Origin of the sequence: Paenibacillus sp. XY044 (genome assembly GCF_002257645.1) — a bacterium.
Lineage (GTDB): Bacteria > Bacillota > Bacilli > Paenibacillales > Paenibacillaceae > Paenibacillus_AQ.
On the sequence record NZ_NQMO01000001.1, the window covers coordinates 1,493,773 to 1,516,893 of the forward strand.

The 23,121-nt window shown below is 51.6% G+C and carries 17 protein-coding genes; 13 read left to right on the top strand and 4 right to left on the bottom strand.

From position 1 onward, the window contains the following. Positions 1 to 58: 58 nt before the first annotated feature. On the bottom strand, positions 59 to 268 hold the full coding sequence (locus CJP46_RS06895; protein ID WP_094594812.1) for an SHOCT domain-containing protein: 210 nt from the start codon (positions 266 to 268) through the stop codon (positions 59 to 61). Positions 269 to 424: 156 nt separating this feature from the next. On the opposite strand from CJP46_RS06895, the gene CJP46_RS06900 reads away from it, so the two are divergent. From CJP46_RS06900 to CJP46_RS06945, 10 genes are all read left to right on the top strand, one after another. Continuing rightward, positions 425 to 1,111 (top strand): response regulator transcription factor, encoded by a 687-nt coding sequence (locus CJP46_RS06900; protein WP_094594813.1) that lies wholly within the window; start codon positions 425 to 427, stop codon positions 1,109 to 1,111. Position 1,112: 1 nt separating this feature from the next. Then, positions 1,113 to 2,438, top strand: a complete 1,326-nt coding sequence (locus CJP46_RS06905) for a sensor histidine kinase (protein WP_094594814.1) — start codon at positions 1,113 to 1,115, stop codon at positions 2,436 to 2,438. 381 nt (positions 2,439 to 2,819) lie between these two features. Continuing rightward, a complete protein-coding gene (locus CJP46_RS06910) occupies positions 2,820 to 4,619 on the top strand; it encodes a cache domain-containing sensor histidine kinase (protein ID WP_094594815.1) in 1,800 nt (599 codons plus the stop codon). Between the two features lie 2 nt (positions 4,620 to 4,621). Continuing rightward, positions 4,622 to 6,286, top strand: a complete 1,665-nt coding sequence (locus CJP46_RS06915) for a response regulator (RefSeq protein WP_094594816.1) — start codon at positions 4,622 to 4,624, stop codon at positions 6,284 to 6,286. A 134-nt stretch (positions 6,287 to 6,420) separates the two neighbouring features. Then, positions 6,421 to 7,992, top strand: coding sequence for an extracellular solute-binding protein (locus CJP46_RS06920; protein ID WP_094594817.1), 1,572 nt, complete (start codon positions 6,421 to 6,423; stop codon positions 7,990 to 7,992). 41 nt (positions 7,993 to 8,033) lie between these two features. Next, on the top strand, positions 8,034 to 8,996 hold the full coding sequence (locus tag CJP46_RS06925; protein WP_256992218.1) for an ABC transporter permease: 963 nt from the start codon (positions 8,034 to 8,036) through the stop codon (positions 8,994 to 8,996). A gap of 16 nt (positions 8,997 to 9,012) precedes the next feature. After that, positions 9,013 to 9,912: a carbohydrate ABC transporter permease gene (locus CJP46_RS06930; protein WP_094594819.1), complete on the top strand. Its 900-nt coding sequence runs from the start codon at positions 9,013 to 9,015 to the stop codon at positions 9,910 to 9,912. Between the two features lie 59 nt (positions 9,913 to 9,971). Next, positions 9,972 to 12,005, top strand: a complete 2,034-nt coding sequence (locus CJP46_RS06935; protein ID WP_094594820.1) for an alpha-L-arabinofuranosidase C-terminal domain-containing protein — start codon at positions 9,972 to 9,974, stop codon at positions 12,003 to 12,005. Beyond that, complete coding sequence (locus CJP46_RS06940; RefSeq protein ID WP_094594821.1) at positions 12,002 to 13,762, top strand: glycoside hydrolase family 2 protein; 1,761 nt, start codon at positions 12,002 to 12,004, stop codon at positions 13,760 to 13,762. The genes CJP46_RS06935 and CJP46_RS06940 overlap by 4 nt, the downstream gene beginning before the upstream one ends. 123 nt (positions 13,763 to 13,885) lie before the next feature. After that, on the top strand, positions 13,886 to 16,345 hold the full coding sequence (locus CJP46_RS06945; protein ID WP_094595107.1) for a family 43 glycosylhydrolase: 2,460 nt from the start codon (positions 13,886 to 13,888) through the stop codon (positions 16,343 to 16,345). An 86-nt stretch (positions 16,346 to 16,431) separates the two neighbouring features. On the opposite strand, the gene CJP46_RS06950 is transcribed toward CJP46_RS06945, so the two are convergent. The 3 genes from CJP46_RS06950 to CJP46_RS06960 form a co-directional block, all read right to left on the bottom strand. After that, positions 16,432 to 16,671, bottom strand: a complete 240-nt coding sequence (locus CJP46_RS06950; RefSeq protein WP_094594822.1) for a DUF362 domain-containing protein — start codon at positions 16,669 to 16,671, stop codon at positions 16,432 to 16,434. A gap of 26 nt (positions 16,672 to 16,697) precedes the next feature. Beyond that, positions 16,698 to 17,933: a cytochrome P450 gene (locus tag CJP46_RS06955; RefSeq protein ID WP_094594823.1), complete on the bottom strand. Its 1,236-nt coding sequence runs from the start codon at positions 17,931 to 17,933 to the stop codon at positions 16,698 to 16,700. Positions 17,934 to 18,088: 155 nt separating this feature from the next. Further along, positions 18,089 to 19,573: a DHA2 family efflux MFS transporter permease subunit gene (locus tag CJP46_RS06960; protein WP_094594824.1), complete on the bottom strand. Its 1,485-nt coding sequence runs from the start codon at positions 19,571 to 19,573 to the stop codon at positions 18,089 to 18,091. A gap of 240 nt (positions 19,574 to 19,813) precedes the next feature. Here CJP46_RS06960 and CJP46_RS06965 point away from each other — a divergent pair, with 240 nt between their 5' ends. The 3 genes from CJP46_RS06965 (at position 19,814) to CJP46_RS06975 (ending at position 23,112) form a co-directional block, all read left to right on the top strand. Further along, complete coding sequence (locus CJP46_RS06965; protein WP_094594825.1) at positions 19,814 to 20,419, top strand: TetR/AcrR family transcriptional regulator; 606 nt, start codon at positions 19,814 to 19,816, stop codon at positions 20,417 to 20,419. A 260-nt stretch (positions 20,420 to 20,679) separates the two neighbouring features. Beyond that, positions 20,680 to 21,801, top strand: a complete 1,122-nt coding sequence (locus tag CJP46_RS06970; protein WP_256992219.1) for a glycoside hydrolase family 88/105 protein — start codon at positions 20,680 to 20,682, stop codon at positions 21,799 to 21,801. A gap of 18 nt (positions 21,802 to 21,819) precedes the next feature. Further along, positions 21,820 to 23,112 carry a Gfo/Idh/MocA family protein gene (locus tag CJP46_RS06975; RefSeq protein ID WP_094594826.1) on the top strand — a complete coding sequence of 431 codons (1,293 nt, stop codon included), beginning with the start codon at positions 21,820 to 21,822 and terminating at the stop codon, positions 23,110 to 23,112. Positions 23,113 to 23,121 lie beyond the last annotated feature (9 nt).

Sequence of the window (23,121 nt, forward strand, 5' to 3'; positions counted from 1 at the left end):
CTCCTGTTCTCACAACCTTTCGAGACACACATGTCGAAACGTCAATTAGGCATGGCTGTTATTTGGTTAGTAAGTCCTTAAGCCGGCCATACTCCTGCTCGTCAATTTCACCTTTGGCCATCCGGTTTTTGAGGATCCAGGCAATGTCATCCTCCTGGCGACGGCCGTTTCCGGACTTGTGACGAATCGAATAGATCCGGACCGCCAAAAAACAAAAAAGCGTGATGCAAAATAAAGCGCTGAACACATAAACACTGCTTGTTTCCATAGCCAACCTCCTTCACGAACAACATCCTATCAAATGAATATCTCAAATGAAGAAATAAAAGTGTCACAAAACTATAAACATTGCATCACAAAAGGGGTAAGGCCGTTAGCTCTTGACCGAAAAAATGATAAACTAGGATGCGAAGGTGGGATGTACATGAGCGGAAGCCATACGATTCTCGTTGTAGACGACGATCCCAGCATCGTCGAACTTTTAAAGGACTTTTTGGAGAATGACAATTTTTATGTGATTACGGCCTGCGATACGGCGGAGGCGTGGGACATGTTCGAACGGAATACGGTTCACGGCATGATTCTGGATATTATGATGCCGGGACAAAACGGGTTTGATTTATGCCGCCGGATTCGCGCGGAAAGCGACGTTCCGATCCTTTTTCTGAGCGCGCGCAGCGATGATGTGGACAAGATTCGGGGGCTGACGCTCGGCGGCGACGATTATATCGTGAAGACGGCTTCTCCGGGAGAGATTGTCGCCAGAGTGAAAGCCGTACTGCGGCGCACCGCTTCGCGGGAGCATACGAATGAAAAGGTCCTCGATTACGGCCAGATCAAATTAAACTTGTCCACTAGGGAAGTTTTTGTGGATGGGGTCAGCATCGTGCTCACTCCGAAGGAGTACGATTTGCTGCGATTGTTCGCTGAACATCCAAGGCATGTATTTTCCTATGAGCAGCTGCTCGCAAAGTTTTGGGAAGGGATAGGCGACCGGCATACGATTCGGGTTCATCTCAGCCGCCTCCGGGAGAAAATAGAGATGGATGCAAATCATCCGCAATACCTGGTCAACGTATGGGGCGTAGGGTATCGCTTCGAGGGAGGATAAGATGAAGGCACTTCGCATTCGCACGTTTACGATACTCTGCTTAATTATGATCACTCTCGTGCCGTGGGTTTTCTTCGTTGCAGCTCACTTCCTGGAGACCCATTCGCTAAAGATAGGATCCAATCAGCCGTACGATAAAAATCTGCAATGGCATTTGAACGAGGCGGTTCATCGGATCGAGGCGGACTCAGACCAATGGCGGGATCCGAATTGGCAGAGTCGGCTGCATAATGAGCTGCGTCAATCCAAACTGGATGTGGTCATTTTATCCGATTCCGATGAGGAGATTTATCGGTCGACCGAGCGTGAAGGTGGTTTGCGATCAACCGAGCGGTTCTCTGTCATCGAGAATGGACATTTGCTTGGAAGGGTGATTCTTTACCTGCCCAAATCCAATACGCTGCCCATGATATCGGCGTTTGCCGGATTGCTGCTCGCTTTTTTCATCGTTGGAGTAGAGATGCGGAGATTCCTGCTAAAGCCCCTGGAGAAGATGAGCCGGGCCGCCAGGCAAATCGCTTCAGGCGATTGGGAGGTACGGTTACCGAAATCGAGAATTACGGAAATCGCTGAAGTAGGGGACGGATTTGATGTGATGGTTAAAGGGCTGCGAACGTCCTACCAGAAGCAAGTAAAGCTGGAGGAAGAACGCCGCTTTGTCATATCTGCGGTTGCGCATGATTTGCGTACTCCGTTGTTCGCCCTGAGAGGATATTTGGATGGCTTGGAGCAAGGAATTGCCCAAACGCCGGAGAAAATTTCAAAGTATGTAGCGGTTTGCAAGGAGAAATCTGCTCAATTGGATCGATTGGTGGAAGACCTCTTTACTTTTACGAAAATGGAGCATTGGGATCGTCAGCTGAACCAAGCGCCGATCGATTTGCCGCTCGTACTTCAGAAATCAATCGACAGCTTGACTCCAAGTGCCGGGCATAAAAGCATTGTGATCAAAAGCCATCTGGCCGCCGATTGCATCGTAAGCGCTGATGAGCATCTGTTGGAGCGCGCGATGAACAACCTGCTGGACAATGCGGTGAGACACTCCCCGCCAGGAGGTACGATTGACGTCCAGTGTAATAAGGAAGAAGACAAAATCACGTTCATGATTCGAGATCACGGGCCGGGATTCACGGCGGAAGAGCTGAAGCGCGTGTTCGAACCATTGTATCGCGGGGAGGCATCCAGAAACCGTTCGACCGGAGGCAGCGGTCTGGGATTGACTATTTCACAACGAATCATTCGGCAGCATGGAGGCGAGCTCACGGCAAGCAACGATCCGCATGGCGGTGCACGGTTGACGGGCTGGATTCCAGCTGCAGAAGCATAGATTCAATCATGGAGCATGCGGCGAATAACATATTCAGATAGGCTGGTCACTGCCATACGGTGGCCGGCTTTTTTGGCGTGGTATCAACAGGGTTTTTGTTTCTATCGGTTGGCCGTGATTTAGCAATATGTCAGGTTGACTCGACATTTTTTTGTTTTCCCTTATATAATATGTATACATTTCCCCCATTAAAAAACAGCCCCGCTAATTGGTAAGTTGTCATTTTGTTGCGTAAGTTCAAAGTCTTACCATGTCTTCCATCGGTAACCTTAGAGAACAAGTAAATATATTTTTCTAAGGATTGGGAAGCGCTTGCAAGCAGATTGCCAGTCCATCGCAAAATAAATCGATTATTAAACATACTAATGAGGGTGGTATAATATGAATTTATCAACGCTTCGAAGGTGGCTTTGGCCGCAAACGAGTTTCCAGGGGAAAATTTTTATGGCCTTCGGCCTGATCACTTTTCTGTCCATCGTCTCCGTAACCGGTATCGTCTATGTGAATATGCGCGAGACGATCAAGCATAATGCGGTTACTTCCGTCTCGGATAGTATCCGGCAGGCAGATGAATCACTCAACGTGATGCTGGAGGAGATCGACCGGCTGAACACAGTTGTCGTGACCAATAAAAATACGGTGATCAAAACGATCATGAGCCCGAACGAAGAACCCAGCTATGAATGGTTCCAGGAACAGAAGCGGATTACGGAATATTTATCGGGACTGATTCAGTACAAGCCCTATATTTCCCGTATGGCGGTTGTCGGGCTGAACGGAAAGGTGTTTTTTACCGGTGGTCCTTGGATGGACCGGAGCGTCCTGGGTACCCCGATGCTGAACTATATGCTGCACAACGGATCGCGCCATGCGTATTTTAAGCCTGAAGGAACCGCGGATGCGATTACTGTCGGCCGCGAGGTTCGTTATAACCGCGAGACGGTCGGCATTGTCATGGTCGACTTGGACTACGATTTTATTAAAAAAACATACGGAGTCAAACCGACTGCGGACAGCATGCTGTATGTTCTCGATGAGCAAAACGGTTATGTGTATCAATCCGAGTCCGCACCGTCTTCCTATACGCCCCCGCTGGATACGATCGTCAAGATCAAAGGGAAGCTGGCCGGGGATAACGACGTGGTGGAGCAGAAGATTAACGGCAGGTCCTACATCGTCGTAAGCCGCCATTCCGATTACACAGGCTGGAGCACGCTGGCACTGATCCCGCTTGATTCGTTACTTAGCGAATCGACGCGAATCCGTAACTTGATGACCGAGGTATCGATCATCGTCTTTATCGTCATCCTGATCGGTTCCCATCAGGTCTCTTCGCGGACCACGTTAAATATCCGGCGGCTCAGATCCATGATGATGCAGGTGAAGGATGGGAATTTGTCGTTTCCGAGAACGGAGATTCGATCAAAGGACGAGATCGGACAGCTGTACCGCGTGTTCATCAGCATGGTGGACGAATTGAAACGGCTGATGGAAGGCATCCGATGGAGCGAGAAGAAGAAACGGGAAGCCGAGCTGACCGCCCTTCAGGCACAAATCCGCCCGCACTTTTTGTACAACTCGCTTAATACGATCAAGTATTTAGCTAAGCTGAACGGGGTGCCTAATATCGAGGAAGTGTCAGGCTCGCTCATTGAGCTCATGCGGGGCTTACTGGGGAATTCCAACGAATTTTTGACGCTGCGCGAGGAGCTTGACTATGTGAACAGTTACATATCCATCGTGAAATACAAATATTTGGAGCCCATTGAGGTGCACACGCAGATCGAAGACGACGCCTTGTTGGAGTGCCGTGTGCTGAAGCTGATCCTTCAGCCTCTCGTCGAAAATGCCATCATGCATGGCATCGGACCTTCTGGAGAAGGGGGCTTCGTCCTTATTCGAGTTTATGCGGAGCATCAGGATTTGCGGATCGAAGTCACGGACAACGGCCGGGGCATGACACAGAACCAGATGGACGCTCTTCTTGGAGAAGCGGGACATGAGGATACGCCATCGCGCTTCAGCAGCATGGGAGTGCGCAATGCGAACGAGCGGATCATCAGAATGTTTGGCGATTCGTATGGTTTGCGCTTATACAGCGAGCCGGGTCTATATACGAAGGTAGACATTCGTTTACCTCAAATTGTTAATAGCGATCAATCTGATCAAGAGGTGATCTGACGATGTTTAAAGTGCTTTTGATCGACGACGAACCGTTGATTGGCAATGTCATTCGGACGTTATTCAACTGGAAGGAGCATGGCTTCGAGTTCGTCGGCGAGGCTTACAGTGGGACCGAGGCTTTGCGGATGATCGAGGAATCGCAGCCCCATATCGCGATTATCGATGTGAATATGCCGGAAATGAACGGAGTCGAGCTTCAAGGGATCCTACGTGAGCGGTATCCGTCGGTTAAGACCATCATGCTCAGCAGCTATGACGATTACGATTATGTCCGCGAATGCTTGCGCAGCGGGGCCGTGGACTATTTACTCAAGCACCGGCTTGATGAGGCCTTGCTGCTGAACGTTTTGAACAAAGCCGTTAAGGATTGGCAAGATGAGGACCGGGCGCAGGAAGGCCGTATGGCCAGTAAAAAAATGGCGGAGACCATGAAACCCGTATTCATCCGAAGCCGCATTGCCGAGTTGTTGAGAGAGAATGAGGAAGCGGCCGGTACCTTTGAAGACGCGGGCGGGATGAAAGATTTGTATCCAGGCGCTGTCCGTTATGCAGCAGCGGCACTGCAGATCATTCCGTTTCTGCTGCTGACGGAGTCATTCAGCGACAGTCAAACGAACCGGCTGGTGCAGCAGGCAGTCGATGTGATGCAGCAGAGCCTCGGAGATATCCATGAACGGACGGCCGCTTACGTGGAGAACGGGCGGCTGGTTGTCGTGTTTGCGTTCAAGGAGCGCAGCGAGCATGCCGGCACCAGCGACGCACACCGCTGGATGGGCAAGGTTCAGCATGCGCTGGAGTTGCTGCTGAATCTGAAATCCGTATACGCCCTTGGGCATCCATGCGCAAATCTGCCGCAGCTGGGGACGAGCTACAGATCGGCCGAAAAGGCACTTGATGCTTCTCCTGCCGGGGAGTCCAGGACACCATCCGAAAAGGTGAACGATCGTGATCCTGCTGCAAAGGAGAGAACGAACGAGCAGCAGCTGCGCGTTGCCCTAACCATTGAGGAACAGAAGCAGCTGCTTCTTGCCCTGGAAAGTCTGGACCAGGAAAGGCTGCAGCAGCTGATCGCCTCCGTGTGTGGTTCTGTACGTCATCAGCCGCTGCATTCCCCTGCGGTTCAGATGATTGTCAGCGAGCTGCTGCACACCGGCGACAAAGCTTTGAAAAAATCGATATCCACGCCGGCAGCTGAAGCCGCCATGGACGAGCTTCCGCCACGCCGCGACCTGGGGCGGATCGGCAGCCTGGACGAGCTTGAGCGATGGCTGCAGTCCTATTTCACCGGTTTGCTGAATTTGCTGAAGCAGCAGCGTACCGCCGGCAGCTATTCCCGGCATGTATCGCAGGCCATCCATTTTATACTAGAGCGGTATCAAGGCTATATCAACTTGGAAATGGTGGCCGGCGCAATCGGACTCAATCCCTCTTATTTAAGCCGTTTATTCAAAGAGGAAACTCAGAGCAACTTCTCGGAATACGTGAACCGGATTCGTATTGACGCGGCCCAGAGGCTGCTGGAGAGCGATCAATATTCGGTAAAACAGATCAGCAGCCAAGTGGGCTTTACGACATATAACTACTTTTTCAAAGTGTTCAAGGAAATGACCGGGATGACGCCGCATGCCTATGTGAGCAGCCTCCGTCCGGAACGACAGCGATGAAACCGTAAAATATGTGGAGTAAATAGTCAAATAAGTAGAATTTGCTGTCATGTCGGGTGAACTATAATACTCACATGCACCAAGGGAAACGCTTTCAACCGTTCCCAAATATATAAAACGGAGGTCATAGAATCATGTATAAACTTTGGGGAAAATATGCGCTGAGCACAGCGCTCGTTTCCGCGTTATTGCTCTCGGGCTGCAGCTCCAACAGCGGAACGGGATCCGAAGAAAAAAAAGCGGATCCATCCGAAGCAACGGTTAGTGAGACCGGGTTTCCGCTAACCAAAGAACCCGTCACGCTGAGCATGTTCACACGGATCGCCCCTGTGAATGGTCCATTCAAGGACATGCCCGTATTTCAGGATTACGAAAAAATGAGCAATGTGCACGTGGACTTCACCGAAGCGCCGACGGACGGCTTTCAGGAGAAGAAAAATCTGCTGTTCGCGTCCAATGAGCTGCCCGACGCTTTTTACCGCTCAGGCATTTCGCCGCTTGAAGCAACGCAGTATGGTGCCGTTGGTCAATTGATTCCGCTCGAAGACCTGCTCGACAAATATGCGCCTAACCTGAAATCGCTGATGGAACAGTATCCGGAAATTCGCTCAGCCATCACGACACCGGAAGGCCACATTTACGCGATACCGGGAATCGTAACGCTGGCTGCAGCCCGCACGGATAAGAAGTGGATCAATGAAGCGTGGCTGAAGAAACTGGGACTCAAAGAGCCCGAGACGACGGACGAATTGTACGATGTGCTGGTGGCTTTCCGCGATAAAGATCCAAACGGCAACGGAAAGAAGGATGAAATTCCGATGACCGCCCGTGCGGGCCTAGCGGTCGTCACCATGATGAGCGGTTCGTTTGGTCTCGACCAGCAGCTTGGCTACAATATCAATCTGGAGAACGACAAGGTCAACATCTGGATGGGCAGCGAGCAGAACAAAGAAATGCTCATGTACCTGAACAAGCTGTACAAAGAGAAGCTGCTGGATCCGGAATTGTTCTCGCAGAAGGAAGCACAGTATTTGGCCAAACAGGGCTCGGGAAATGCCGGATTTTTCTTTGACCAGACGAACAACAACTTCCTGCCTATTGCAGACCAATATGTAGGGATTGCGCCTCCGGCAGGTCCGAATGGTGATCGGCTGCAGGCACAGACAGCGCCGGTACCGCGCGATTTCGGTGCCTTCGCCATCACATCCGTCAACAAATATCCGGAAATCACCATGCGCTGGATCGATTATTTCTACAGCGACGAAGGATCGACCTTGCTGCGATTCGGCAGAGAAGGCGAGCACTATGAGTTGAAAGACGGAATTCCTTACTATAAGGCAGAATTCTCAACTTCGGACACCCAACCGAAAATAACGCCGTACGCCGGAGGCGGAGCACCGCATCTCATCAGCGAAAAGGTAGCTTCTTATATCAATCCTCCTCAAGTGCAAGAGGCTCAGAAGAAGCTGGATCCGTACATGCCGAAGGTCCGTTATGCGGCTCCAATGTTTGACGAGAAAACGGCGCAAGAAGTTAACATCCTTCGGAACGATATTGATAAATATTACGAAGAGCAAAGCACGAAATTCATTGCCGGAGCGCTCAGCTTCGATAAGTGGGATGAATTCCAGTCCACGCTGAAAAAGATGAAGATCGACAAGCTTCAGGAGCTGTATCAAGCAGCCTATGACAAGATGGATAAATAACCGAATCGATGATATTCGTCATTAGGTAAGGAGAGATGGTTATGAAGAGCGCGCAAGTCCAGGCGGCGGCCGCTCCATCCCGCGGTTCCGCAAGACGGGGGAGACGCTTATGGAGTCAGATGGCCAAGCGGTACGACCTGTATCTTATGCTGCTGGTGCCGATCGCCTGGTATTTGATCTTTCACTACGGGCCGCTGTACGGACTGCAAATTGCTTTTAAAAATTTCAATCCGGCCAAAGGCATCATAGGCAGCAGCTGGGTCGGCTTTGATCATTTCGAACGGTTTTTCGATTCGTATTACTTCGGGCGGCTGCTGTGGAACACGTTGTCGATCAATCTGTTCTCGCTGCTGATTGCTTTTCCGATTTCCATCGTGCTGGCGCTGATCGTCAATGAAATTCGCAGCAAGTCATTCAGTAAATTGCTGCAAAACATTACCTTTATTCCGCACTTTATTTCCGTCGTTGTCATCGTTGGTATATTGAACGTGTTCCTCTCGCCCACAACGGGACCGATCAATACGCTGATCGAGGCATTCGGCGGGTCGCCGATCCGTTTTCTGGAGGAGGCTGGCTGGTTTAAAACGATTTTCATCGGCTCGAACATATGGCAGAATATGGGCTGGCAATCCATCATTTACATTGCGGCGCTCAGCGGGATCAATCCCCAGCTGTATGAAGCGGCGAAGATGGACGGCGCCTCCCGGTTGCGGCGCGTATGGCATATATCCCTGCCGGGAATCGTTCCCGTCATCGTGATCATGCTGATCCTGGACATCGGCCATTTCATGGACATCGGATTCGAGAAAATTTTACTGATGCAGAACAATTTGAACCTTGAGGCGAGCGATGTCATTTCCACGTTTGTGTACACGACCGGTATTCTCAAAGGAGAGTACAGCTACACCGCGGCCATCGGGCTGTTCAACTCGGTCATCAACCTGGTGCTGCTGCTAATGGTGAACCGGTTTGCGCGCAAAACGTCGGAGACGAGTCTTTGGTAAAGGAGGGCCATGCACCATGTCGAAACAAGCTGCCGCTACCATAGGCAGACCCAAGGATGAGCGGGTGTTCGATGCGATCGTCTATACGATCGCTTCGATCATCATTCTGATCGTCCTTTATCCGCTCATTTTCGTAGTCAGTGCTTCATTCAGCGACCCGGCGAAAGTGTTGAACGGAGAAGTATGGCTGCTGCCGAAAAGCGTGTCATTGGACGCTTATTCGAATATTTTTCATAACGGGAAAATATGGACGGGATACATGAATACGATCATTTATACGGTGGTCGGTACGATCGTGAATATGATCCTGACCATATTGGCGGCGTATCCGCTGTCAAGACCCGACCTGCCAGGCCGGAAAGTGCTGATGGTCATCATCACGCTTACGATGTTTTTCGGCGGCGGGCTCATTCCTACTTATTTGCTCGTCAAAAATCTAGGAATGCTGGACACGATGTGGTCCTTGATCGTTCCAGGAGCAATCTCAACGTACAATCTGATCGTCATGAGAACGTACTTTCAGAGCAGCATCCCTTGGGAGCTGCAGGAGGCCGCCCATATTGACGGCTGCTCGAACTGGCGGCTGCTGATCAACATCATCGTGCCCCTGTCCAAGCCGATCCTGGCCGTCATGGTCCTGTTCTATGCCGTCGGACATTGGAACTCATTTTTTAATGCCCTGATCTACATTCGCGACGAAGGACGATACCCGCTGCAGCTTGTCCTGAGGGAAATCCTGTTGATCAGCCAAACCGACGCCGTTGACGGCAACGTTGGACTGGAGAATAAGGTACTGCTCGCGGAGAGTATCAAGTACGCGGTCATCATTATTTCCAGCCTGCCGATTTTGATTATGTATCCATTTGTGCAGCGACATTTTGTCAAAGGCGTCATGATAGGCTCCATTAAAGGATAGACATGGGCAGACGCCTTTATCGGCGGTGATTTATAACATCTTACTTATGGAGGTATATTGTGCAAACGAATGCGACGATTACAATCGACAGCAGCCAGCCCGGAGAACATACGGTTAATCCTTATCTCTTCGGGCACTTCGTAGAAGATATTCGCGACCATATGGAAGCGATGTTGGCCTATCCCTTAAGAGACATGGATTTTGAGAGCGAGAAGTCCGGAGAGAGCGCCGTATCGGGAAGCTGGCTTCCCTATACGAACGGCCGCAATACGCAATATGCGCTGGAGGCGCCGGCCCTTAGGCATTCCGGCCGCGCACAGCGAATCCGGATCATGAGCGAAGACGAGGCATACGCAGGCATCGCGCAGAACGCTGCGCTAAAGGGACCGATGACATACACGGTCCGGATTGTCGCCCGCGCATCCGTCGAACTCCGCTATCTCGTATTGGAAGCGGTAGACCGGCGGACGGAGGAGCTTCTTGGGCGTGTGAATATGGAACTCAAAAGCCATAACTGGCAAGAATACGAAGCTAGCCTGCCCGTCTCTCGAAACTGCGCCGACGCGGAGATTCGGGTCTATGTTCCGATGGACCATCCCCGCTGGACCGATCATGTATCCACCGGCATGTTATGGCTCGATCACGTGTCTCTGCTCCCGGAAGACAGCATCGGCATGGTGAAACGCGAGGTCATCGATATGGCCCGGCCGCTGAATGCGGGAATGATGCGGCTCTCGGGAAATTACATCAGCGCTTACCATTGGGAACATGGCGTGGGTTCGGTGCTGGAGCGGCCAGTAATGTACAACGAAGCTTGGGGCGGATGGACCAGCAAATATTTCGGGACGGACGAATTTATCCGTTTTTGCCAAGAGCTGCAGGTGGAACCGCTGATCAGTGTCAACGACGGTTCCGGTACGGCCGAGGAAGCCGCACGTTGGGTGGAATACTGCAACGGAAGCATCGACACGCCGATGGGAGCCCTGCGGGCGGCGAATGGTCATCCTGAGCCGTATAACGTACGTTATTGGGAGATCGGCAACGAAGTATGGGGCGACTGGCAAGTGGGAACCTGCTCCGCCGCCGATTTCGCCGAGCGCTGCAAGGCGTTCACGCTAGCGATGAGGGCGGTCGACTCTTCAATCGTCATATTGGCCTGTGGTCATACTGACCCGGAATGGAACAAGCCGGTGCTCGATATTGCGGGCGAGCAGATCGATTATTTGACGATGCATTTATACCACGGCTTCGGGCGCTTCGGAATGAACCGCGATACGCCGGCAGAGGAACGATATAAAGCCATTGCGACGTTCCCGGAATGGACTCGCGAAGATATCCGGCAGGCTGTGAAACTTATCCGCGCGAATCCGAAACACAGCCATGTGAAGCTCGCCGTCACCGAGTACAACACCATGTATTTTCCGAACACGATCCGCAAGGGGCTGCCGGATGAGCACACGCTGGGGGCAGCCGTCGCCAACGCCGCCAACCTGAACGAAATGCTTCGCAGCAGCGATATGGTTCACATTGGCAGCTTCTCCGATCTGGTGAACGGTTGGCTTGGCGGTTGCATCCGTGTAGGCGATTATTATGCCGATCAATATCGCGGCAAGAAGCCCGGCTGGAGCGGCCTGCCGCTTACTGTATACGGAACGCCGACCTATGAGGTGTTAAAGCTGTACGCCAACCGGGACATCCGGCGGATCCTGCCGGTGAATGCGGAGTGCGGTACCTTTGCCGTACAGTCGCCGAAGCAGACGCGCATCGGGCTTGATGCGATTCCGGATTTGGACGTTACCGCCGGCGTAAATGAGGATGGGAGCGTCATCACTTTGTTTATCGTGAACCGCAGCCTGCATGAAGTAGAGGCCAAGCTTGACCTGCGCTCATTCGAACCTTTCGGTGACACCATCTTACATGAGATCACAGGCGACTCCTACGAGGACATTAATTCGGTGTTCGAACCGGAACGAATCATGTGCGCGTCCCGTGTCGTTCCAGTTTCCTCCTGGCAGGACGGATATCCTTTACGGAAAACATCGGTCTATGCGGTTGAAATCAAGACAGAGCAAAAGGCAGGAGTGGCACAATGACAACCAGAGGCTATATCAAGGATTATCCCCGGCCGCAATTCGTGCGGGACGACTGGATGAACCTGAACGGAGAGTGGGGGTTTCGTTTCGATGACCTAAACGCGGGAGAAAAGGAACATTGGCAGGAGACGTTCGCTGAAACACACAAGATCAATGTTCCTTTTACGTACGAAACCCAGCTTAGCGGAATCGGGATCGAAGAATTCCACCCTTATGTTTGGTACAACCAAAAGGTACATATCCCGAAAGAAGCCGGGGAAAAACGGGTCATCCTGCATTTTCAGGCGGTGGATCACGTAGCTAAGGTCTGGATCAACGGGAGAATGGCCGGGAGCCACCAGGGCGGGTATGCCGCCTTCTCCTTTGATATCACGCCTTATCTGGTCTTTGGTGCCGACAATCAAATTACAGTAAAAGCAGAGGACAGCAGCAGCTGCACCCAGCCCCGCGGCAAACAGCGCTGGACGAAGGACAATTTCGAATGCTTCTACGTCCAGACGACGGGCATTTGGCAGACGGTATGGCTGGAATATGTAGAAGAGCAGCGGCTGGAATCGGTCAAAATGACGCCGGACGTCGACCGGTCCATCGTCCGTTTCGATTACCAAGTGGAGGGGGTGGAAACTTCAGGCGATTTGAGGCTGGAGGCGATCGTCACTTTGCAGGGTAAGCCCGTAAAGCGAGTGGGCTTAGTGATCGACCGTCCCTGCCTGACGGTGGAAGTCGATTTGATTCATGAGGCGAACGGGCCATGGAAAAAATGCCTTTGGTCTCCACAGCACCCGAATCTGTATGATGTCGAATTTGTCCTGAGCTTGGACGATCAGGTGGTGGACCGCGTCTTTTCCTATTTCGGGATGAGAAAAATCTCGATCGAAAATGGCCGGGTGCTGCTGAATAACGTGCCGATCTACCAAAGGTTGATCTTGGATCAGGGGTACTGGACGGACAGCCATTTGACGCCGCCGAGCGAGGAAGCCCTTATCGAAGATATTGACAGCATGTTAGAGATGGGCTATAACGGCGTTCGCAAGCATATGAAAATAGAGGACGCCCGCTTCCTCTATTGGTGCGATGTGAAAGGGCTGCTCGTATGGTCCGAAATGGCTGCGACCTTCGAATTCCACGATCTGGCGGTCGAGGCATTTACGAAAGAATGGCTGGAGATCGTTCAGCAGCAGTACAATCATCCCAGCATCATTACTTGGGTTCCCTTTAATGAATCGTGGGGGATTGCATCGATCCTTCGCGACTCGAGACAGCAAAAATTTACAGAGGGTATTTATCATTTGACCAAAGCGATCGATCCTTACCGCCCTGTGATCACCAACGATGGCTGGGAGCACACCGTATCCGATATTTTGACGCTGCATGATTATGTCGAAAATGGAGACGGATTCATGAAACGGTACTCGAATCTTGAGGCTGTCTTGAACGGCGAAACGACCTGCAACAAATGGAAATATGCCTTTGCCGAAGGATACGAGTACCGGGGCCAGCCTATTATGATCACCGAATACGGCGGCATTGCATTCCAATCGGACAAAGGCTGGGGTTACGGCCGTCAAGTCTTTACCGAAGAGGAGTTTCTGCGCCGGTTCGAGGGATTAACGATGGCGATCAAGAGCGTCGATTCGATTGTCGGCTACTGTTATACGCAGCTTACCGATGTACAGCAGGAGATCAACGGGTTCCTGAAAGAAGACCGTACGCCGAAATTTCCGCTGGAGAAAATTAAACAGATTAATATGGCATGACCAAACGCCGAAAACACCAAGAGCCAAAAGAAAACATATTCTTTTGGCTCTTGCCGTTGTCAGTTCATTTTCACAGATGTAATCTTTCGGACAAATAAGGGAGGTAATATCATAGTGAAATCCATGCGATGGCTTATTATGCTAGCGGTTACATTTTCTCTGATCACGACTGTACCCACTGAAACCTCTGCTTATCAAAACCCAAAAACACTGCTTGACGAATGGGGGCAGTATGGGCTCGGAGACCCTTACGTTTTGAAATTTAACGGCTATTACTATTTGTATGTGAGTACAAGAGATACGGATGACGGCGTCAAAGTGTGGAGCTCCAAGGACTTGGTGAACTGGTCCTATCGCGGTTTGGCCGCAACGGATCCGATTACGCATGGTGCTTATGCACCTGAGGTCGTCTATTGGAACGGTATGTTCTATATGTACACATCGCCGGCAGGCAAAGGTCATTACGTCCTCAGCAGCACGAGTCCTACCGGTCCCTTCAACGTCGTTACCGGCAATCTTGGCAAAACGATCGACGGCCATGTCTTTATCGACGACGACGGATCGTTCAGCTTTTACCACGCCGGACAGGGGCGCATCGATGCAGCGCCGATGAGCAGCCCGACCTCGATCGGAGCGAGCTCGTCTACGGGCGTCGGCATGGGAGGCTGGACCGAAGGGGCGACCGTGTTCAAGCGGGGCGGCAAATACTATATGACCTATACCGGAAATCATGTGTTCAGCAAGGGTTACCGGGTAGATTATGCGGTGAGTACGACAGGTCCGCGTTCCGGTTACGTTGCCGACAGCCTGAATCCGGCGTTAATCAGCACGGAAGGTCCCACCGTGGGGCTTGGCCATAACACGGTCGTGATGGGGCCTAACCTTGATACGCATTATATCGTATATCACAACTTGGAAGGACCTGGTGTGGTCGGCCCGCTGCGTCATCTCAATATGGACCGTATCGTTTGGAACAACGATAAAATGATCGTTCAGGGCCCAACAACAACCCCGCAGCAAGATCCGGCAATGCCCACGTTCTACGATTACTTCGAACGTACATCGATCGGCAGCGGGTGGACCAATGTCAACGGTGGCCATTGGGGCATCTACAATCAAGAATTGATGTGGCAGGACTCGATTGGCGATACAACCTGGTACAAGCAAATATCGTCGGCATCCAGCGCTTCTGATTATACGGCTGAGTTCAATACGAAAGAAATGAAGCGTGGGACTTCCGCAAGCCCAAGATATGGCGCCACCTTCTCATATACGGACGAGAACAATTATGGCGTAGCGCTGCTGAGTTCGAAAAATAACCGCCTTGCGACGTCCTTCCGGATCAACGGCGTGGACCAAGCATGGCAAACGTTCGATCTGCCGGCAGGTTTCGATTACTCGAAATGGCACAGCATTCGCATTGAGAAATCCGGTACGATATTTAAATATTATGTGGACGGCATGCTGAAAGGGACGCGGACCGCCAATTTGGGCGGAGGTAAAATCGGTGTCCTGACGGAAGATACGCATGCGGATTTCGGCTATGTCGCTTTCAGTAACGATGTAAACGGAAGCAGCGCATGGGAAGCTTACAAACCGGTCCCAGGCACGATCGAAGCGGTGCACTACATGAAAGGAGGCGAGGGGGTCGCCTATCATGACACGACCGCGGATAATATCGGGGGCGCATACCGTACGGACGCGGGCGACATTCGTCTCAATAGCGAAGGACTCTTCAACCTAGGCTGGAATCAAACGGGAGAATGGTATAAATATAAAGTCAATGTGGAATCAAGCGGTTATTACGATATCGACTTCCGAATGGCCACGACGATGAGCGGCGTGCAAATCCGCCTGTGGGACGGATCGACGGATGTAACGGGAATCATCGACGTGCCGAGCACGGGGGACTGGGATAACTGGCAGACGGTAACGAAGAAGGGTGTCTATCTGAACGCCGGACAGAGGGAACTTCGGGTCGAATTCGTCAAAGGCGAGGCCGATTTCTCACGGATGACGTTCCATAAGAGCACGCAGGTCACAACGCTTAGCGATGACTTTAACGATGGCAATGACGACGGGTGGACGCGCTTCGAAGGAACATGGGCCGTAGAGAACGGCGAGTACAGCGCAGGGAGCTCGGGACCTGCCAAGTCCACAATCGGTGATGCAAACTGGGCGGATTATACGGTGGAGGCCGACGTCAAAATGATCGACTCCGGAGGGGACGGGGGATTGCTCTTCAGGGTGTCGAATCCTTCCCATGGCACGGAACGGGGGCAAAACAACTATGACGCCTTCCAGGGGTACTATGCCTATTTGACGACAAGCGGAGTCAACCTGGGCAAGATGAGTTACAGCTGGACATTCATCAAAAGCGCGCCGCAGACCTATTCGATAAACACCTGGTATCATATGAAAGTGGTGGCGAAGGGGACGAATATAAAAGTCTATGTTGATGATATGAATCAACCGAAAATCGATTATACAGACAACAGTCTGAACCCATTCACGCATGGCAAAGCAGGCGTCAGAACAGCCAATAAGCATACGCATTTTGATAACTTCAAGGTAATACCGTAAAAGGAAGGGATCTCGATCTTTCCATGCTAGTCGTAACAGCAACAGCCTGCCGATTTCTGGATCGGCAGGCTGTTCTAATGATTGCATCATTTCGATTTATAAAAATTCTCCGCTTTTTGGATCATGTGCTTCTCCTCGTCCGGCACGTCCGTATCGTAAAAAACGGCTCCCACCGGGCAAGCTACCTCGCAAGCACCGCACTCAATACAAATATCCGCCTCGATAAAAAATTGGTCCGGGCCTTCCTCGATGCAGTCTACCGGACATACGTCCACGCATTCTCCTGCTTTTTCATCAATACAGCCCGAGGTAATCACATAAGGCATTTGGTCTCACCCTTTCGATGAAATGCTTACCGGCGTACTACGCGTACTGGTAAAGAGATCAGCGTCTGTCCGGCGGCGGATGGGGTCAGGTGATCTTCCAGCTTGAACCCGGGAACCGGCTCGATCCGCTGAAAATGGTCCATGAACAGCCCCAGGCCGATGTTGGCTTCAAGCCGGGCGAGTGGAGCTCCCAGGCAGAAATGCGGACCGTTACCGAAAGTCAGATGACGTTTATTGTTGGGACGGTGGATATTCAGTGTAAATGGATCATCAAAAACCTCTTTGTCCATGTTCGCGGCACTCATCCAGGCTACGACGACATCGCCTTTTTTAAGGTCTACGCCGAGCACGTTATTATCCTGCTTTACCGTCCGATCCATCTTCGCCATGTGGAACCGATAGCGGAGCATTTCTTCTACCGTATTCGGAAGAAGCTCCCGGTTAGACTGGACCTCCTCATAGATTTGGTCGTTATCATATAGGAAAGAATAGAACGTGCTGGACAGCAAATGGCTGGTCGTTTCGATGCCCGCCCCGAGAATAAACATGGTCATCCGGACGATCTCGTCATCAGTCAACCGTTCGCCATCGACTTCGGCCTGGATCAGGTCGGAAATAATATCATCGGAGAGCTGGCTTCTTTTGGCGATGACATGCGGGTAGAGATAGTTGTAATAATGAACGGCCGCCTGCCGCTTCAGCTCCTGAACGTCTTCGGCGTTGTCGGCCGGAAGAGGAAGGAACAGATGATCGACCCATTCCTTAAACAGAAAACGGTCCTCTGACGGAACGCCGAGCAGGTCGGCGATCACGATGGTCGGAAGCGCGCTGGAGAAGCTCTTGACGATATCAATGACCGGTTCGTCGTCCATGTCCTTGATCAGCTGGCTGACAACCTCGTGGATTCGCGGCTCCCATAGCTTCAAGCTTCTTGGCGTGAAGGCGGCCGACAGCAGACTGCGGCTTTTGCGGTGATCCGGTGGATCCGAATTCAGATTGACCCGTCCGGAGTTGTGCTGGCCCGCCTCATTATCAGCACCGACGCTGATCGTCGTCCGGGCTCTCACGCTGGAGAAGTATTCATAATCGCTCAATACTCTTTTTACATCTTCATACCGGAATACGTTCCAGGAATCGGTTTCCTCATTGTAGCTGATCGGTTCATGTTCCAAATGGTGCCTGTACCATTCAAATGGGTTGAATTCTTCCACGGCGGATTGAAATTGGGTGATTTTAGCTAAGGAGATGATTTCCTTCTGCATAGTACTCCCTCCCGGTTTGAATTATTTGGATTATGATGAAATTAACATATGTTAATTTAACATATTATCAGTAGAGGAACCACGACCGAACGACCCATGCCTTAAGGTCCGCTTTCGGGATTGGAACGGATGGACAGAGACCAAGGGATGAACCCCTAGGCCTCTTTAATCACGGCTTTTTTGATCACAGCTTCGGAAGAATCCTCGATGCTCCGAGATGTGCGTTTGATAAAGAACGAAAGCAGCAGCCCGACGATACCGATGCCGATAATGACGACGTAGGCATCGTTAATGCCTTGGATCGTAGCTTCCAGAACCATTTGCTTCTGATTCGCCGCCGAGCCCCCGCCAGATGCCAACATGTCCGTCAAATGCGTTTTCGTCCGGTCGGACATCACCGTAACCAGCAGGGACGTACCGACTGCGCCGGCCACTTGTCGCACGGTGTTGGAAATCGCCGTTCCGTGCGCATTTAATCGGGCAGGCAGCTGATTGAGACCTGCAGTCTGGATCGGCATCATCAGGAGGGCCATACCGATTCGGCGTCCTGTCGACATGAGCAGCAGATACGCATAGGTGGTATGATCCGTCAAATTGATGAATCCGGCCGTAGTCGCGATCGTGATGATCAATCCGGCGACCGCAAGCCATTTGGCGCCGAAGCGGTCAAACAGGCGTCCGGTGACTGGCATCAGTAATCCCATCACAAGCGCACCCGGTAGCATCAGCAATCCGGATTCCAGTGCGGAATAGCCGCGTGCATTTTGCAGATATAACGGAAGCAGCATCATATCCGCATACATCACCATTGTAACCATGATGTTGATCACCGTGGTCAAGGAGAACATGTTGTACTTGAAGGCCCGAAGATCCAGCAGCGGTTTCTTGGACACGAGCTGTCTCCATACGAACAGACCGAGGGAAATGACGCCGACGGCAATGGTCACCAGCACCTCGGAGCTGGACCATCCTTTGCTCCCTGCCTGGCTAAAACCGTACAGCATCGTGCCGAATGCAACAGTGGACAGAACGACGCTGAGAACGTCCATTTTGGAGCGTATCGGCTCCGACACGTTTTTCAGATAAATAAAACCGCAGATAATGACAAGAACGGCAAGCGGAATCATGCCATAGAACATCGTTTGCCATTTAAAATTCTCCAGGACGTAACCGGCCAATGTCGGGCCGATCGCTGGAGCGAAAATGATGGCAAGTCCCATCATCCCCATAGCCGCGCCCCTCTTTTCGGGAGGGAACAGCACCAAAATCACATTGGTTAACAGCGGCATGATGATGCCGGCGCCTGCCGCCTGAATCATGCGTCCCGTAAGCAGAACCGGGAAGTTGACCGCGAGCGCAGACACAATGGTTCCCACGAGGAAGATCATCATCGAGGCTTGGAACAGCTGGCGGGTGGAGAACCTTTGCATGAAATAAGCCGTAATCGGAATCAGAATTCCGTTGACCAGCATATAGCCGGTGGTCAGCCATTGAGCCGTGGTGGCCGAAATGTTGAAATCAACCATCAATTCGGGGGTGGCCACGCTCATGACCGTCTGATTCAGCGTTGCGAGAAAGGCTCCCAAAATCATGATGATTAGAATCGGGCCCTTCTTGACGGTATTGCTGGTTGTTTCCATATGATGACTCAACCTACTCCTTCCTTTCTTTTCTCTCTGGACTTAATTTACAATGTGTTGGATAATTAACATTGTATAAATGAGATTATAGACAGAACCTTTGGAGCTTACAAACAACGTTTTCATGCAATATGTAAATTAACTTTCATTTCACCATTTGAATGTTGATTAGTGGGAAGATTTACTGCAATTGTTTGATAAATTGTCTATTACACCTATCAGGAGAAAGGAAGGAAGAGAATGCCAGACGTTTCCAAACAGCCGATCGACCCCAGGGTTCTTCGCACAAGGCAGCTTATCAAGGATGCTTTTATCGATTTGCTGCAGGAGATAGATATCGAGAAAATGTCCATCAGCCGGATCGCCGAACGGGCCACCATTAACCGCGTCACTTTTTATTTGCATTACCGTGATATTCCCGACATGCTGGAAAAAATGGCCGATGATATGATCGAAGATTTTAAGCGGGCCGTGGGCATCCAGCCGGAGAAACCGGCCGCGGTCGAAGAAGAAGATTGGTTCATGATGCTGAGACTGCTGGAGCATATTGCGGAGCACCACAAATTTTATAAGGTGATCTTGGGATCGAGGCGCGCGCCCATATTCAGCGAGAGGCTGTTAAATATGCTGACCGAGTTAATTTCGGCGAGAATCGAAGAGATGGGCACCGATTCTTTTTGTTACAAGGCAGCCATTCCCAAAGACATCGCCATTTGGCATGGATCCGCCGCTCTTATTGGTACGATCGTGGCTTGGCTGCGCAACGACATGCCATACACACCGGCCTTTCTGGCCAAGCAATTTTATTTGCTGACGCGCAGCCGGATTGAATCCAAAGGGGATTGAATGGGACAAAGAAAAATAAAGAAATAAAACAAAGGCCGGGCATACGACGCCCGGCTTTTGCTATTTTGTAAGACTAAACCCGATAAGCGTTTGGGTCAGCGGTTTCAAACCAGCCCATGTGAATCAACCGATTTTACGGGAAATAAACCGATCGTTCAGACGGCACCATTGTGAGGGAATTGCCTATCTGATGGTGATTCGATCGGTTGCCGGTGGGGAGCGGCGGCGTCTACGATGGAGGTCAGAAAGGGGAGATGTACATGGAGCGCTGGTCGGAAAAATGGGCGCGTCCGTTTATGGAGCGTTACCCGCTGGTCACGGACTTGCCTTTTTATTCGCGACTGTCCTGGAATTATGAAATCGGCTGCCTGCTTACGGCAATAGAAAAAATGTGGCGCAAAACGGGCGATGTCCATTATTTCAATTACGTCAAAACGAACATGGATTTGTACGTACAGGAGGACGGCTCCATCCGCGGCTACCGCTTGAACGATTATAACGTCGATCAAATCAATTCGGGCAAACCGCTGTTCACGCTGCATCGTGAAACCGGCGACGGTAAGTACCGGGCGGCGATCGAGCTGTTAGCCATGCAGCTGAAAGGCCATCCGCGAACAAGCGACGGGGGGCTGTGGCATAAAAAAATATACCCGTTTCAGATGTGGTTGGACGGCGTCTATATGACGGCACCTTTTATGGCTGCCTATGCGTCCTTAACCGGCGAGGCCTCTTGGTACGATGAAGCCGCAAGTGAAGTTCAACTGATGGAACGTAATGCCCGGGATCCTGTAACAGGGCTGCTGTACCATGCTTGGGACGAGAGCAAAGAACAGCGATGGGCGGACCCGGATACAGGCCGTTCACCCCACTTTTGGGGACGGGCCATGGGTTGGTTTATGATGGCTGCTGCCGACGTTTTGGATGATCTGCCGCTGGATCATCCAAAGCGGGGCCTCCTTGTCAGCCTGTTTCATCGTCTAACGGAAGCGGTCATTCGTGTGCAGGACGAGTCGTCCGGATTATGGTTTCAAATTTTGGATCAAAGAGGCCGTGAGGGCAATTACTTGGAGACATCCGCTTCAGCCATGTTCGTATACGCGTTGGCCAAGGGCAGCCGTCTCGGTTATTTGCAGGGCGAAGCGGCACAAGCCGCACGGCAGGGATTCGAAGGATTGATCACCCAATGCGTTTCGGAAAAGGACGGGGAAATCCGCCTTAACGGCATTTGCAAGGTGGCTGGACTTGGCGGGCGTCCTTATCGGGACGGCTCGTATGACTATTACATAGGCGAACCGACAAGACAGGACGATCCCAAAGGTACAGCAGCATTTCTGATGGCTGCTATCGAAATCGAGCTGCTGGAAGAGCAGCAATCCTCATAGGAAAGGACGATGACTACAATGCCAAAGAAAAAAACGTATGTGCTGGTAGGTACGGGAGGGCGATCCCGCTTTTTTTACTCTGCGATCGTCACCGAATTTAAGGAGACGGCGGAACTGCTTGCTTTTTGCGATACGAACCAAAAGCGCATGGATTACGCCAATAAGCTGCTTGCGGAAAAATACGGCAGCCGTCCGGTTCCAACTTATCCCGCGAGCGATTTCGACCGCATGATAGCCGAGCAAAAGCCGGATACCGTCATCGTGACGACGGTCGACCGGACGCATCATCAATATATCATCCGGGCCATGGAGTTAGGCTGTGACGTGATTACGGAGAAGCCGATGACGGTCGATGAGAACAAATGCCAGCAAATTTTGGACGGTGTCCACAGAACAGGGCGGAACGTGCGGGTAGCCTTCAATTATAGATACGCTCCGCATCATACCAAAGCAAGAGAGTTGATTGAGGACGGCACGATCGGACAGGTCACTTCGGTTCATTTCGAATGGCTGTTGAACACAAAGCACGGGGCGGATTATTTCCGGCGCTGGCACCGGGACAAACGCAACAGCGGCGGGCTGCTCGTTCATAAATCGACGCATCATTTCGATCTGGTCAATTTTTGGATCGGCTCGGAGCCGGAGACGGTATTCGCATTCGGCGATTTGCTGTTTTACGGCAAGGAAAACGCGGAGAAGCGCGGCGTCACCTCATTTTACGACCGGTCAACCGGCCACCCGAACGCGAAGGAGGACCCGTTTGCGCTTCATATGGATCAAAACGAAAGCTTGAAGGCGCTGTATTTGGATGCCGAACAAGAGGACGGCTACATCCGTGACCGGAGCGTATTTAGCGACGGGATCAGCATCGAAGACACGATGGGCGTCCTAGTTCGCTACAAAAACAACGCCATCCTGACGTACGCGCTCAATGCTTACATGCCGTGGGAAGGGTACCGAATCGCGTTTAACGGCACGAAAGGGCGCATTGAAATGGCCGTTGGCGAACAATCCTACGTCAACGCGGGAGGAGACAAGGCGCAGGAAGGCGCCGTCAAAACGAGATCGATCCGCGTCATTCCGATGTTCGGCCAGCCGTACGAAGTTGAGGTAGAGCTGGCCGCGGGCGGTCATGGCGGTGGAGATCCGGCCCTCTTGCGTGATATTTTCGGGGATCCGGCCGAAGACCGGTTTCGCCGAGCGGCCGACCACGTAGACGGCGCCAAATCGATTCTGACAGGAATCGCCGCCAACCGCTCAATCCGGACCGGACAGGCGGTTCATATTGACGATCTGGTCAAATTTAGTTAAGGAGGCTTG

What these genes read in the sequence shown, in the direction of transcription:
- CJP46_RS06895 (WP_094594812.1), bottom strand. Translation starts at nt 268, where the DNA reads ATGGAAACAAGCAGTGTTTATGTGTTCAGCGCTTTATTTTGCATCACG.
- CJP46_RS06900 (WP_094594813.1), top strand. Translation starts at nt 425, where the DNA reads ATGAGCGGAAGCCATACGATTCTCGTTGTAGACGACGATCCCAGCATC.
- CJP46_RS06905 (WP_094594814.1), top strand. Translation starts at nt 1,113, where the DNA reads ATGAAGGCACTTCGCATTCGCACGTTTACGATACTCTGCTTAATTATG.
- CJP46_RS06910 (WP_094594815.1), top strand. Translation starts at nt 2,820, where the DNA reads ATGAATTTATCAACGCTTCGAAGGTGGCTTTGGCCGCAAACGAGTTTC.
- CJP46_RS06915 (WP_094594816.1), top strand. Translation starts at nt 4,622, where the DNA reads ATGTTTAAAGTGCTTTTGATCGACGACGAACCGTTGATTGGCAATGTC.
- CJP46_RS06920 (WP_094594817.1), top strand. Translation starts at nt 6,421, where the DNA reads ATGTATAAACTTTGGGGAAAATATGCGCTGAGCACAGCGCTCGTTTCC.
- CJP46_RS06925 (WP_256992218.1), top strand. Translation starts at nt 8,034, where the DNA reads ATGAAGAGCGCGCAAGTCCAGGCGGCGGCCGCTCCATCCCGCGGTTCC.
- CJP46_RS06930 (WP_094594819.1), top strand. Translation starts at nt 9,013, where the DNA reads ATGTCGAAACAAGCTGCCGCTACCATAGGCAGACCCAAGGATGAGCGG.
- CJP46_RS06940 (WP_094594821.1), top strand. Translation starts at nt 12,002, where the DNA reads ATGACAACCAGAGGCTATATCAAGGATTATCCCCGGCCGCAATTCGTG.
- CJP46_RS06945 (WP_094595107.1), top strand. Translation starts at nt 13,886, where the DNA reads ATGCGATGGCTTATTATGCTAGCGGTTACATTTTCTCTGATCACGACT.
- CJP46_RS06950 (WP_094594822.1), bottom strand. Translation starts at nt 16,671, where the DNA reads ATGCCTTATGTGATTACCTCGGGCTGTATTGATGAAAAAGCAGGAGAA.
- CJP46_RS06955 (WP_094594823.1), bottom strand. Translation starts at nt 17,933, where the DNA reads ATGCAGAAGGAAATCATCTCCTTAGCTAAAATCACCCAATTTCAATCC.
- CJP46_RS06960 (WP_094594824.1), bottom strand. Translation starts at nt 19,573, where the DNA reads ATGGAAACAACCAGCAATACCGTCAAGAAGGGCCCGATTCTAATCATC.
- CJP46_RS06965 (WP_094594825.1), top strand. Translation starts at nt 19,814, where the DNA reads ATGCCAGACGTTTCCAAACAGCCGATCGACCCCAGGGTTCTTCGCACA.
- CJP46_RS06970 (WP_256992219.1), top strand. Translation starts at nt 20,680, where the DNA reads ATGGAGCGCTGGTCGGAAAAATGGGCGCGTCCGTTTATGGAGCGTTAC.
- CJP46_RS06975 (WP_094594826.1), top strand. Translation starts at nt 21,820, where the DNA reads ATGCCAAAGAAAAAAACGTATGTGCTGGTAGGTACGGGAGGGCGATCC.